The organism is Nonomuraea longispora (genome assembly GCF_004348345.1).
GTDB lineage: Bacteria > Actinomycetota > Actinomycetes > Streptosporangiales > Streptosporangiaceae > Nonomuraea > Nonomuraea longispora.
Genome location: NZ_SMJZ01000093.1, coordinates 18,347 through 30,828, shown reverse-complemented (window position 1 = coordinate 30,828; position 12,482 = coordinate 18,347). Strand labels below are relative to the sequence as shown.

10 protein-coding genes and 2 tRNA genes are annotated in these 12,482 nt (G+C 71.3%); 9 read left to right on the top strand and 3 right to left on the bottom strand.

The annotated features are described in order from the left end of the window. Positions 1–229: 229 nt before the first annotated feature. Entirely contained in the window at positions 230–382 is a 153-nt protein-coding gene (locus tag E1267_RS44530) for a hypothetical protein (RefSeq protein ID WP_165959752.1), read from the bottom strand. A 73-nt stretch (positions 383–455) separates the two neighbouring features. Further along, on the bottom strand, positions 456–2,003 hold the full coding sequence (locus E1267_RS23580; protein ID WP_132334999.1) for an MFS transporter: 1,548 nt from the start codon (positions 2,001–2,003) through the stop codon (positions 456–458). A 183-nt stretch (positions 2,004–2,186) separates the two neighbouring features. Here E1267_RS23580 and E1267_RS23575 point away from each other — a divergent pair, with 183 nt between their 5' ends. The 4 genes from E1267_RS23575 to E1267_RS23560 all read left to right on the top strand — a co-directional run bounded on the left by E1267_RS23575 (position 2,187) and on the right by E1267_RS23560 (position 8,177). After that, the gene (locus tag E1267_RS23575; protein WP_132334997.1) at positions 2,187–3,368 is read left to right on the top strand and encodes an MFS transporter; all 1,182 of its coding nucleotides are present in this window, start codon (positions 2,187–2,189) and stop codon (positions 3,366–3,368) included. A 466-nt stretch (positions 3,369–3,834) separates the two neighbouring features. Further along, entirely contained in the window at positions 3,835–4,875 is a 1,041-nt protein-coding gene (locus E1267_RS23570; protein WP_132334995.1) for a PP2C family protein-serine/threonine phosphatase, read from the top strand. Between the two features lie 147 nt (positions 4,876–5,022). Then, positions 5,023–6,390: a GH39 family glycosyl hydrolase gene (locus tag E1267_RS23565; RefSeq protein ID WP_132334993.1), complete on the top strand. Its 1,368-nt coding sequence runs from the start codon at positions 5,023–5,025 to the stop codon at positions 6,388–6,390. A 383-nt stretch (positions 6,391–6,773) separates the two neighbouring features. After that, complete coding sequence (locus E1267_RS23560) at positions 6,774–8,177, top strand: L-fucose/L-arabinose isomerase family protein (RefSeq protein WP_132334991.1); 1,404 nt, start codon at positions 6,774–6,776, stop codon at positions 8,175–8,177. 140 nt (positions 8,178–8,317) lie between these two features. On the opposite strand, the gene E1267_RS23555 is transcribed toward E1267_RS23560, so the two are convergent. Further along, on the bottom strand, positions 8,318–8,596 hold the full coding sequence (locus tag E1267_RS23555) for a hypothetical protein (protein ID WP_132334989.1): 279 nt from the start codon (positions 8,594–8,596) through the stop codon (positions 8,318–8,320). Between the two features lie 167 nt (positions 8,597–8,763). Here E1267_RS23555 and E1267_RS23550 point away from each other — a divergent pair, with 167 nt between their 5' ends. From E1267_RS23550 to E1267_RS23535, 5 genes are all read left to right on the top strand, one after another. After that, positions 8,764–9,381, top strand: coding sequence for a TetR/AcrR family transcriptional regulator (locus tag E1267_RS23550; RefSeq protein WP_132334987.1), 618 nt, complete (start codon positions 8,764–8,766; stop codon positions 9,379–9,381). Between the two features lie 163 nt (positions 9,382–9,544). Continuing rightward, a complete protein-coding gene (locus E1267_RS44525) occupies positions 9,545–9,688 on the top strand; it encodes a hypothetical protein (RefSeq protein WP_165959751.1) in 144 nt (47 codons plus the stop codon). Positions 9,689–9,822: 134 nt separating this feature from the next. Then, positions 9,823–11,949, top strand: coding sequence for a SpoIIE family protein phosphatase (locus tag E1267_RS23545; protein ID WP_132334985.1), 2,127 nt, complete (start codon positions 9,823–9,825; stop codon positions 11,947–11,949). 306 nt (positions 11,950–12,255) lie between these two features. Next, positions 12,256–12,325 (top strand) — tRNA-Ala (locus E1267_RS23540). Positions 12,326–12,340: 15 nt separating this feature from the next. After that, positions 12,341–12,413 (top strand) — tRNA-Gln (locus tag E1267_RS23535). Positions 12,414–12,482: the final 69 nt, after the last annotated feature.

Here is a 12,482-nt window from a genome sequence, read left to right as displayed (position 1 = left end):
GCGCCACCGCAACGATTCGTCCACCCCCCTCACGTCCCCGCGTAACGTCGCAGAAAGGAACCCTGCTCACGGCCTCACAGCTTGGCCCGTGCATGGCCCGCGAACAGTCAGCCACTGCGGGACATCGTGAGACTCTGTGAGACACACAGCTCTTGGAACCACCGCGTTTTAGCAGCTCAGGACACAAGTCGGCCCCCTGACCAGGCCGGTTGCGATCCCTCAATCCGGGTCATCCAAGGCCGGAGTGTTTCCAGGGGATGAGCACCGCGGCAGCGCCGTCCACCCGGCGCAGGCGTTCCGCCATGGTGGGGTCACCTCCGGGGACGAGCACGTCGAAGCCCGTCAGCGCGCCGGTGGGCAGGCCGGCCTCCCGCAGCGCCACCAGGCCCTGGTGGGCGGGGCCGCTGGTGCGCAGGTCGTGGCTCTCCGGCGAGCTCTCCGACGAGGAGCACGGGTCACGAGCTCACGGGTGCGGCTTCCCCTGCGGGGGCGGCGGAGCCGATCGGCGGGACGTGGCGCAGCGAGGTGAGCGCGAGCGCCGCGGCCGCCAGCATGATCACGGCACTCGCGGCCCCGGCGGCGGCCAGGCCGCCGGAGAACGCGTCCTTGGCCGCCGCGAGCAGCTCGGCGGCCGCCGGCCGGCCCTCGGCGGCTCCCACGGCCCCGCCGAGGGTGTCGCGGGCCGCGTCGGCGAGCCCCGCCGGCGTCCCTTCGGGTACGGCCAGGCCGGCGCGGTAGACGATCGTGGCAAGGCTGCCCAGTACGGCGAGCCCGAGGGCGGCGGAGAACTCCTGCCCGGTCTCGGACAACGCCGAAGCCACCCCGGAACGTTCCGGCGGGGCGGCGCCGACCACCATGTCGATGCCGAGCACTACCAGCGGGGAACTGCCGGCGAAGAACATCGTCTGGCCGATCACCACGTACGCCAGACCGCCGGCACCCCCTGCCTGCGTGAACAGCACCATGCCGAGCACACCTGCCGCCAGCCCGCCCGCGATGACGTGAGCCGGGCGGAACCGGCGGGCCAGTACCGGAGTGACGGCGATGCCGACGATCACCGTGGCGCTCGTCGGCAACATCCAGAGCCCGGCCTGCAGCGGGGAGAGCTCCTCGACGAGCTGTAGGTACTGGGCGGCGAGCAGGCCCAGCCCCGGGCCGATCATGGCGACCAGCATGAGCGTACCGAGGGAGGCGCTGAACTTGCGGTCGCCGAACAACTTCAGATCGAGCAGCGGGTCGGCGAGCAGCCGCTGACGGCGGACGAACACGACGCCCAGGGCCAGCCCTACGGCGATGCCGGTGACCGGGCCCCAGCCGAAGTCTCCGGCGGCCAGTTCCTTCAACCCGTAGATCACGGGCAGCACCGCCGCCATCGAGAGCACCACGCTCACCAGGTCGATGCGGCCTGAGCCGGGATTGCGGTATTCCGGCAGCAGGAGCGGCCCGGCCACCAGCAGCAGCACCATGACCGGCACGTTCATCAGGAAGACCGACCCCCACCAGAAGTGCTCCAGCAGCACGCCGCCGACCAGCGGCCCGATCACCATGCCGCCGATGAACCCGCCCATCCACAGGCTGATGGCGCGGGTACGCTGCACGGGATCCCGGAACATGTTGCTGATCAGCGACAGCGTGGACGGCATCAGCGTGGCGCCGGCGACGCCGAGCAGACCCCTCGCCACGATCAGCAGCTCCGCCGTCGGCGCGTACGCCGCGAGCACCGAGGCCACCGCGAACGCGGCGCCGCCGATCAGCAGGATCCTCCTGCGCCCGACGCGATCACCGAGCGTGCCCATCGTGATGAGGAAACCCGCGATGAGGAACCCGTAGATGTCGGAGATCCACAACAGCTCGGAACTGGTCGGGCGCAACTCCTCGGTCAGCGCCGGCACGGCCAGGTGCAACACGGAGATGTCGATCGACAGCAGCAAGGTGGGGAGAACGAGCACGGACAGTCCGGTCCATTCCCGCCAACCAGCCTGTGGGGAAGCAGTCTTGTTCATACGCGTCACGCTAGGACCTCAAGTCCTGTTGAGGTCAATGCGGCTCGCAGGTTATAACCTGTGACGCTTATCTCCCTTTATGACTGCACATGTCAGCCCTGGCGATGATGAAGTAGACATGTACGACGGAAGCAGGACACGTACGGTCCTTATAACGGGTCCACGGAGCAGGACAGGACGGCGATGCGCGAACCGGCGGCCGAGCACCGGCATCGACGGTACGCGGTCGCCGTGCTGCCGGCGCACGCCGTGGCCACCCAGGCCATCACGTTCGTGCTGCGGCCCACGATGGCGTACCGGGCGATCGAGCTGGACGTGCCCGCCGCGTGGCTGGGGCTGCTCGGGGCCAGCTTCGCGATCGCGCCGCTATTGCTGGCCCTGCCCGCCGGCCACATCGCCGACCGCTACGGCGAGCGGCGCGTGGCCGTGACAGGGGCGTTGCTGCTGACGGCGTCGAGCGCGGCGTTCCTGGTGCTCGGCCACACCGTCCCCGGGCTCGTCACGGCCGGGATCCTGCTCGGCGCCGGCCACCTCGGCTGCGTCATCGCGCAGCAGGCGCTGGTGGCCAACACCACCCGGCGCGGCGGCCACGACACCGCGTTCGGGCGCTACACGTTCGCCGCCTCACTCGGGCAGGCGGCGGGGCCCGTGCTGATCGCCGTGTTCGGCGGGGACCAGGCCATCCCCGACACCGGCCGTATCTTCCTGTGGTCGTGCGGCCTGTCCGCCGTGCTCGTCGCGCTGTCGGCGGCGCTCGCACGCAGCCCCCGCCCCGAGGCCGGCGAGCGCGGCGCGGGCGGGGACGTACGCTCGCTGCTGCGCCGTCCCGGGCTCGCGTACGCCCTGGTGACGAGCTGCGTCGTGCTGGCGGCCGTCGACATCACGCTCGTCTACCTCCCGGCGCTGGGCACCGAGCACGGGCTGAGCGCGGGAACGATCGGGCTGCTGCTGACCGTGCGCGGCCTGGCGTCGATGGTCTCGCGCTTCTTCCTCGGCAGCCTCTCGCGCGCCCTCGGCAGGCGCCGGCTCCTCGTCGGCAGCACCGTGGGCGCGGCTGTCGCCATGCTCGTCACGCCGCTGCCGATGCCGCTGTGGCTGCTCACGCCGGTGCTGGTCGTCCTGGGGTTCGGGCTGGGCGTGGGGCAGCCGTTGACCATGTCATGGCTGGCCGAGTCGGCGCCGCCGGGGCTGCGCGGGCGCGCCATGTCGCTCCGCCTGGTCGGCAACCGCACCGGCCAGCTCCTGCTGCCCGGCGCCGCCGGGCTCGTGGCGGCCGGCGCGGGAGCCGGGGGCGTACTCCTGCTCACAGCCTTCGGCCTCGGCTGGGCCGGCCTCGCCGCCCGCCGCCTCCCCGTCGACCCGTAACCCAGGCCCGGCCACCAACCCGCCGGCCCGCGAACGAGCCCACACCGGAACCGCCGGCGCACGAACAGACCCCGCGGACACACGGAGCCACCGGGGCACGGACATACCTGCGGACGAGCCCCGACACGCAGGACACACCGGACGCCCGCATGGGACAGCGGAACGGCGGCACACGGAGAGCGCGCCGAAGCACCGGGCTCCGGGACGCGCGCTCGCACGTCCCCTTCCAGCGTGCCGCCCGGCCGGAGTTCCGCTCGTCGAGCAGACGCCGGAAGCATCCTTCATGTCTGTTTCGTCGTGTCCACTGATCCGGACCGCGCCGGGATGCCGGGCGCGGCCCGCAAGCGACATGCGCTGAGCCATGCTTGTATATGGCCAATCATTGATGTTTCATTTTTCGTTGACCGGGATGGGCGGGCGGACAGTGAGCCGTGCGAGACACGCACATGGCGACGCAAGGGGGCAGATGAGATCCCTGCGGGCTCTACGGTGGTTGCCCTTCGCCGTCATGCTCTGCGTCGCCGTCCTCGACGTGCTGGCGGGCCGGTCGCTCATGTTCCTGCCGCTGCTCACGCTGGGCCCGGCCTTCGCCTCGTTGTCGGGCGGTGTACGCCGCACCTCCGCGGTGGGGGCGGTGGCGCTGGCCATCTGCCTGTTCCTGGCGTCGTACAACAACCTGGTCCTGCACTGGCAGAACAACCTCACGGTGGTCAGCATCGCCGGCGTGACCCTGGCCAGCATGCTGGCCGCCCGCCTGCGGCTGGAGCGCGAACGCGAGCTGGCCAGCGTCCGGCAGGTCGCCGAGGCCGCCCAGCGGGTGCTGCTGCGGCCCGTGCCGCGCCGGGCGGGCGACCTTCAGGTGGCGCTCTCCTACACCTCGGCGGCGGCCGAGGCGCAGATCGGCGGCGACCTGTACGAGGTCGTCACGACCCCGCACGGCGTACGCCTGCTGATCGGCGACGTCCAGGGCAAGGGCCTGGCCGCGGTCGAGACGGCCGCCTGGGTGCTGGGCGCCTTCCGTGAGGCCGCCTACGACGAGGCCGAGCTGACCGACATCGGCGAGCGGCTCGAGGTCAGCCTGACCCGGCACCTGGACGACGAGCAGTTCGTCACGGCGACCGTCGCCGAGGTGCACGCGGGCGAGATGACGCTGGTGCACTTCGGCCATCCGCCGCCGCTGCTGATCAGGCCCGACGGCACGTGCACCACGATGGATCCGCCGGAGCAGGGCCTGCCGCTCGGGCTCGGCACGCTCGACGCCTCCGCGGCCAAGCCCCACCGCATCCCGTTCGGCGAGGGCGACCGGATCCTGTTCGTCACCGACGGTGTCATCGAGGCCAGAAACGCGGCGGGCGAGTTCTACCCGCTCACCGACCGCGCCGGTTTCCTGACGCTGCCCGATCCGCAGGCCGCGCTGGACGCCCTGCGGGCCGACCTCGTGGAGCACGCCGGCGGGCCGCTGCTCGACGACGCGGCGATGTTGTTGCTGCACCGCCGGTGTTCGTGAGACTACGTCGGCGAAGGATGCCAAACGATAACGATTGACTGTGAACCGGCCACTCCATGTGTCCTGCCAGCTCAGCCCGTGGAACGCTACTGGCGGCATGTCGACGGGAGGAGTGAGGATCTGGTGACAGCGGGTAACCGGGCATGGATGAGGCTACGGTCCGGGCGGCCGGTCGCCTCGGCCGCGGCGGCCATGGCCGTGACGCTGGCCGCCGCGGGCTGTTCCCTGCTGGGCCAGTCCGCGCAGGAGCAGCCGCCCGTCGCGCAGAAGACCACCGCGGCGCCCGAGACGTCGCCGGGCCGCAGCGGGGCGGCGGGCAAGCCGCCGCAGGTGGAGGACGGCTGGCCACGCTGGGGGTTCACGCACACCGGCGTCAGCGCCAACAACATCGCCCCGGAGTTCGAGCAGCGGGTCACCGGCCAGCTGGCCAGGACCCCGATGCTGCAGAACCAGCACATCATGGGCTTCGGGGCGTTCAACCCCGAGCCGCGTCCCGGGCAGTACGTCTGGGAAGACCTCGACAGCCGGATGAACCTCATGCGCCGGTCGGGCGCCACGCCGGTCATCACGCTCTGCTGCGCCCCCGACTGGATGAAGGGCGGCCCCGAGGGCCCGACGTCGGAGGAGGGCTGGGCCGAGCACCTGGAGGACGCCCCCTACCCGCAGCACTTCGACGACTTCGCCAAGCTGTCGGCGGCCGTGGCCAAGCGGTACAAGGACGTCAAGTACTTCATGGTGTGGAACGAGTTCAAGGGATTCTGGAAGGACCATTCCAAGCCCGCCGACGCCAAGGGGTACACCGAGCTGTACAACAAGGTGTACGACGCGGTGAAGGCGGCACGGCCAGACGCCCAGGTCGGCGGCCCCTACCTCGGGTTCGACAGCAACGAGGGTGGCGACTCCGAGCTGCGCGGCGAGTGGGGCGTGGTCAACCAGCACGTCATCGACGCCTTCACCTACTGGTTCGACAACAAGAAGGGCGCCGACTTCGTCGTGGTCGACGGCGCCTCGGTGACCGACGCCCACCAGTTGCTGCCCGACGAGTTCCGGGCACTGGAGAAGTTCGCCGCGGTCACCCAGTGGGTGCGCGAGAAGGCCGGCGACCTGCCGGTGTGGTGGTCGGAGTGGTATTTCGTGCCGGAGGACGGCACCACGTGGCCCGAGCCCAAGCGGCTGGCCGTGCAGGCCGCCTCGATGATCGAGTTCGCGCGGAGCGGCGCCGCCACGGCCCTCTACTGGAACCCGCAGGCGAAGGAGGGCTCCTGCCCGGCATGTCTGTGGCATCCGCGTACGGGCGCCGAGCAGCCCACGGCCAGGCTCGTCGCCGGCTTCACCCGATGGTTCCCTGCCGGGGCGGAGCTGGAGCCGCTCACCTCCTCCGATCCCCAGGTCAGGGTGCTGGCCCAGCCGGAGCAGCTGCTGCTGGTCAACACCTCCGGCGGCCCCGTGACGACGACCGTCGACGGCACGCAGTTCGCGCTCAAGCCGTACGAGATCAAGTGGAGCGGCCGCTGATCCGTGGCGGCCTTCGATCTGGGCGTGGCCGCGGCGGCCTGCCGGGCCGATCCCGGCGCGTGCGAGGCGTACGCGGCCGCGTGGGAGGACGCGCTGCTGCCGCTCCGTGGCGCCAGTGGCGCGGCCCTGGTCTCGGCCTACCAGGCGCATCCGGTATTGGGGGCTGCGGCATCGGCTCTGTCCGACCGACCACGCCCTGCCGGACCACCGGCTGACGCTGCCCCGGACCGTCACCGGCTTCCTCGACCGCCACGTCGTGCATTAAAACGTGTGAAGCCCCTGTGCAGGCCTCTTGACCCTACGCTGCCGCCACAATACCGTCCCGGTGAGGCCGATCCAGGTAAAACGTTTTGTGCGGTGAAGCCGCGTCGGAGGGCAGCACCATGGCCAGCACCAGGCAGGTACGCGTAGGGCTCGTGGCGGGAGGGCTGGGAGCGTACTGGCCCCAGTTCCCCGACCTGCTCCCCCAGCTTCAGCGCTCGTCGGCGCGGGTCTCGGAGCGCATGCGGGAGCTGGACGCGGAGATCGTCGACGTCGGGTTCATCTCCGACGCGCAGGAGGGGGCGGTCGCGGCCGGGAAGCTGCGGGCCGCCGACTGCGACCTCATCGTCGGTTTCCTGACCACCTATATGACCGCCACGATGCTGGTGCCGATCGCGCAGCGCAGCGGCGCCCCCGTGCTGCTGATCAACCTGCAGCCGACCGAGTCGATGGACCACGCCACCTTCGACACCGGCCAGTGGCTGGCCTACTGCGGCGCCTGCCCGCTGCCCGAGATGGCCAACGCCTTCCAGCGGTGCGGCATCCCGTTCCGCTCGGTGTCGGGCCACCTGGAGGACGAGCGGGCCTGGAAGCGCATCGGCGGCTGGGTTCGGGCGGCCGCCGCCAGGGCCGCGCTGCGGCACGGGCGGCACGGCCTGATGGGTCACCTCTACCCCGGCATGCTGGACGTTTCCACAGACCTGACGCTGGTGAGCTCGAACTTCGGCGGGCACGTCGAGGTGCTGGAGTTCGACGACCTGCGGGTACGCGTGGAGAAGGTCACCGACGCCGAGACCGCGGCCAAACGCGCCGAGACCGAGAAGATCTTCGACTTCGCCGACTCCGTCAACGAGACCGACCTCGACTGGGCCTGCCGCGTCTCGGTCGGCCTCGACCGGCTGGTGGCGGACTTCGAGCTGGACAGCCTGGCCTATTACCATCGCGGGCTGGACGGCGAGACGCACGAGCGCCTCGGCGCGGGCATGATTCTCGGCGCCTCCCTGCTCACCGCCCGCGGCATCCCCGCCGCCGGCGAGTACGAGCTGCGCACCAGCCTGGCCATGCTGATCATGGACCGGCTGGGTGCGGGCGGCTCCTTCACCGAGCTCCAGGCGCTCGACTTCCACCGCGCTCACGTCGAGATGGGCCACGACGGCCCCGCCCACCTCGCCATCAGCGCGAGGAAGCCGCTTCTGCGCGGTCTCGGCGTCTACCACGGCAAGCGCGGCTGGGGCGTCTCCGTCGAGTTCGACGTCAAGCACGGACCGGTCACCGCGTTCGGGCTCATCCAGCGCCGCGACGGGCGCTTCGCCTTCCTCGCCTCCGAGGGCGAGACGGTCGACGGGCCCCACCTGCAGATCGGCAACACCACCTCGCGCGTCGACTTCGGCCGCGACCCCGGCGAGTGGACCGACGAGTGGAGCGCCACCGGCATGTCCCACCACTGGGCCCTCGGCACCGGTCACCGCGCGGGCGAGCTGAAGTCGCTCGCGCATCTGCTCGACCTGGAGTTCGTGCAGATCTAGCCGGTGAACAGCCGGGCGGGCATCGCCCCGGTCGGCGCCCTGTGGCCCGCGGGGTCGAGGTGCAGGTGGTCGCCCAGGTCGAGCTCGGGCAGGAGCCGCCGGGGACGCGGCCGGGTCGCGGGCCGCCCGGTCGAAGCCGATCACGGCGTCGAACCTGCCGCCGCGCCTGATCCAGTCGTTGACCGCGTGCCCGGCCACCTCGCGGTGGCCTCGGCGTCGTAGGGAAGGTTGCCGCCGGCGGCCTGGTTGGCGACGGCCACGCCCTCGGCGGGGCCCAGCCGGTCGAAGAGCTGGTCGGGCCAGCGGTCGGTGTGGTTGGTGGTGGTGCCCCTGCCGTCGGCCAGTGCTGCCGGCCAGCACCAGGCCGTCTTTCGGGCACGGCGCAGGCGGCGGGTTGTCCGGCTCGTGAGCTGCGGCATGGCCGTCCACGTGCTGACCCGGCGCCCGGGGATCAACGTTGCTCGACACCGGACAGTTCCATCGGATCACCGCCTGCCGGGCGAAAGTGTGATCGAGAAGCTACTTTTACCCGGGCTTGCGGATCAAGTGATGGGCCGGTCGCCGGACCGCGCCTATGGTCGCGTCCATGGACACTCCAGAGACCGGCGAACGGGAGGCGATTGTGGGGGCGGCGATCCGGCTGTTCGCGGCCCTCAGCCACGACGCTACGTCGATGGCGCAGGTGGCGGAGGCCGCCGGGGTGGACGTGGCCACAGCGACCCGGTGGTTCCCCACCAAGCGAGGGCTCTACCTGGAGGTCATGGCGTACGCTCACCGGGCGCTCGCCGCCGCGGTCGAGCAGCCGGCCCGCGAGGCGCAGACCGGGCCGCCCGAACGGAGCCTGGAGGCGCTGCACCGGTTCGTCGACGCCTACATCGACCTGTGCGCGGAACATCCCGAGATCCCCGCGTTGTGGACGCACCGCTGGATGTCCGACGCCAGCGACATCGAGGACCTGGAGGAGCACAGCCTTCTGCCACTGGCCAGGGAGTTCGTCGCCGGGTTCACCACGCTCGCGGAGCCGGCGGGGGCGGATCCGGCGCTGCTCACGTACACGATCGTGTGGTGCGTCCACGGTTTCACGCTGAGCGGGACCCTCGACGGGACCGGCCGCCGGATCGGCATGGACGATCCCGAGCTGTTGCGGAGGTTCCGCGCTCACATGCACCAGTTGCTCGATCGCATGGTGGGCCTGCCTCATTGACGACGGGCCGCGACCCGGTAAAGATCACCCGCATGGCTGGTTCCGGACAGGCCCTCAGTGAGCGGGCCGAGCAGGCGATGCGGCTGGCGGTCTCGGCCGGGCGGAAACTGGGGGCTGCGCGCGCACGAGCCGCGCGTGCTGCACGACGTGTTCAACGAACGCCGTGGTCGAGGCGCCAGTGCACGGCGACTCACCGCCGTACAACGTGCTGCTGACGACCGGGGGGCGACCGGAGCTGTCGGGCATGCTGGAGCCCTTGGTCGTCCAGTGGCGGGCCCGGCCCTCGCTGGAGTTGCCGCATTCCTAGCCGCCTGACCGGGCGCACGCTGCTGATATGCCGGATCGTAACCATCCCATCACACCCAAAAGTGTATTCTGCCCCTATGTGGCCCTTTGTCCGATTGTCGCGCCCCTCGCTCGCGGTCGAGGCGTACTGAGGCCATGCGGGGCGACCACCTCCCGGGCCCGGGCGAGACGAGCGAATCGTCCCATCTGGACGATCTTCTGATCGAGGCCGTCGCCGGTGCGGGAGCACACATCGGCATGGCGTACGTGCTGGACAGGGGCGGCCACGTCCTCACCCTGGAGTCGGCGGTGGGCCTCCCCGGCTCGATCGCCAGGGCGTGGGCGAGGGTCAGGACTGACGACTTCATCCCCATCGCCCTGGCGGTGCGCGACCGGCGGCTCATCTGGGTGGGCGGCAGAGAGGAACTGGCCCGCTCGTTCCCCGCCGCCGCACTCGCCCTGCCGTACCACTTCGCGCTCGTGACCGCCCCCGTCTGCTCGGGCGGCGCCGCCTGGGGCGGGCTCGTGCTGCTGTGGCCGTCGGGACGCGCCTCCGGACTCACCCCGCGCCAGCGCGAGGTCATCGGCCACGCCTGCGACGAGATCGGGGAGTTGCTGCGGCAGGCCGCCGAGCAGGGCCGTCGCATCACCCCGCAGTGCCGGCCCCGGCTCCTGGACCCGCGTCCCGTGACCGACACCAGCCGGCGCGCCCGCCGGATCGCCCTTGACTGCCTCAACCGCCTGCCGGACGGCTACTGCTGCCTGGACGCGGAGGGACGGGTCAGCCTGGTCAGCGCGCCGGCCGCCGAACTGCTCGCCCACAGCCCGCCCGAGCTGCTCGGGCGGCCGCTGTGGGAGTCGTTGCCGTGGCTCAACGACCCCGCGTTCGAGGACCGTTACCGGGCCGCGGTCATCAGCCGGCAGGCCACCCGCTACACCGCGAGCGGCGTCGGCGCGCGGCAGCTGACCTTCCGGTTCTATCCGGGGTTGTCAGGCGTCACCGTACGGGTCGCGCCCGCCAAGGCCGCCCGCGTCGTCGAGCCAAACGCCGTCGCCGGACGTGAGCCGCGTGTGATGGCGCTGCACGAGATGTTGCACCTGGCGACCGCGCTGGCCCGCGCGGTGACCGCGCAGGAGGTGGTCGACCGCGTCGCCAACCACGTCATCCCCGTGTACGGCGCGCAGGCCCTGGCCATCCTGACCTGGCAGGACAACCGGATGCGCGTGGCCGCGTCGCGCGGCTACAGCCAGGAGGCCGTCGAACAGTACGACAGCCGCCCCGCCATCCACCAGCTCGGCCCGCCGGACCACTACGAAGCGGCGGAGCCTGCCTTCTTCGCCACGTGGGAGGAGCTGCGCCGTCACCGTCCCGACTCCATCCGCGCCGACGGGATGAGTGCCTGGGCGTTCCTGCCGCTGGCCACCTCGGGCCGGCCCTTCGGCACGTGCGTACTGGCCTATGCCCACCCGCACCGCTTCAGCGGCGAGGAGCGGGCCACGCTCACCGCGCTCGGCGGGCTGATCGCGCAGGCGTTCGAGCGCGCCCGGGTGTATGACACCAAACACCAGCTCGCCCAATGCCTGCAGGCCAGCCTGCTGCCCCACGAGCTGCCCGAGATCCCCGGCCTCGACGTGGCCGCCCGGTACGTGCCCGCCCTGCCCGGCATGGACATCGGCGGCGACTTCTACGACCTCATCCGCCTGAGCCCCACCATGGCGGCGGCCGTCATCGGCGACGTGCAGGGGCACGACATGAACGCCGCCGCCCTCATGGGCCAGGTGCGCACCGCCATCCACGCTCACGCCAGCGCGGGGTCGCCCCCTGGCGAGGTGCTCGCGCACACCAACCGCCTGCTCACCGAGCTGTCCCCCGACCGGTTCACCAGCTGCCTCTACCTCAGCCTCGACCTGGAGGAGCACACCGCGTGCCTGAGCAGCGCCGGGCACTTCCCGCCCCTGCTCAGCCGCCCCGGCGCCGCCACGCGGATCATCGACGTCTCCCCTGGGCCGCTGCTCGGCATCGACCCCGACGCCAAGTACGCCACCACCGACCTGGTGCTGGAACCCGGCTCGATCCTGACCCTCTACACCGACGGCCTGATCGAGGAGCCCGGCCTCGACCTGGGCGACGCCATGGCCGGGCTGGCCCGCCGGTTCGCGCCCCCGCCCGGCACGCCGCTGTGCGACCTCGCGGCGGACCTCGTCGAGGCGGCCGCCCACGACGACCAGCGTACGGACGACATCGCCGTGCTGCTCCTGCGCGACACCGGCACCCCGCGATGACGCCCCGGGTTCCTCAAGTGGTCCGGCGTCCGCGGCAACACCGCGCGGGTCGGCGCGAAGCGCCGCAAGGCCGCGAATAATACGTGGCGGCATGCCGGACGCCCGGATTATCGTGGTCTCACGCGAACCGCCGAAGAGCGGGCCGCGACATCGCCGGAGGAGGAGCCATGAGCCGCGCGGCCACCGTCAGAAGGACGCAACGCCAGGCCGCTCAGGCCGTGGTCCGGCGTGCTCCTGGGTGACTCCCCCGTGATTCGCTCACGAGCCGCCTGGTGACTCAGGCGGCTTTTTCTTTTCGCGCGCCATGGGCTGATGGTGAAAGGCATCACGTCTGCCTTGCAAGCAGAGGTTCAGGGTTCGAGTCCCTGTCGGTCCACGATTCTCCTTTCGATGCCAGATCGTCTAACAGGCAGGACGCCCGGCTCTGAACCGGGTAGGTGCACGTTCGAATCGTGCTCTGGCAGCTTCGCGCGGGCGGCGCCCGTCGTTCGCGCACGTCCGAAAAAGCCTTCCCCGGGGTTGTCGATCCGGTC

What these genes read in the sequence shown, in the direction of transcription:
- E1267_RS23570 (WP_132334995.1), top strand. Translation starts at nt 3,835, where the DNA reads ATGAGATCCCTGCGGGCTCTACGGTGGTTGCCCTTCGCCGTCATGCTC.
- E1267_RS23545 (WP_132334985.1), top strand. Translation starts at nt 9,823, where the DNA reads ATGCGGGGCGACCACCTCCCGGGCCCGGGCGAGACGAGCGAATCGTCC.
- E1267_RS23575 (WP_132334997.1), top strand. Translation starts at nt 2,187, where the DNA reads ATGCGCGAACCGGCGGCCGAGCACCGGCATCGACGGTACGCGGTCGCC.
- E1267_RS23565 (WP_132334993.1), top strand. Translation starts at nt 5,023, where the DNA reads ATGAGGCTACGGTCCGGGCGGCCGGTCGCCTCGGCCGCGGCGGCCATG.
- E1267_RS23550 (WP_132334987.1), top strand. Translation starts at nt 8,764, where the DNA reads ATGGACACTCCAGAGACCGGCGAACGGGAGGCGATTGTGGGGGCGGCG.
- E1267_RS23560 (WP_132334991.1), top strand. Translation starts at nt 6,774, where the DNA reads ATGGCCAGCACCAGGCAGGTACGCGTAGGGCTCGTGGCGGGAGGGCTG.
- E1267_RS23580 (WP_132334999.1), bottom strand. Translation starts at nt 2,003, where the DNA reads ATGAACAAGACTGCTTCCCCACAGGCTGGTTGGCGGGAATGGACCGGA.
- E1267_RS23555 (WP_132334989.1), bottom strand. Translation starts at nt 8,596, where the DNA reads ATGCCGCAGCTCACGAGCCGGACAACCCGCCGCCTGCGCCGTGCCCGA.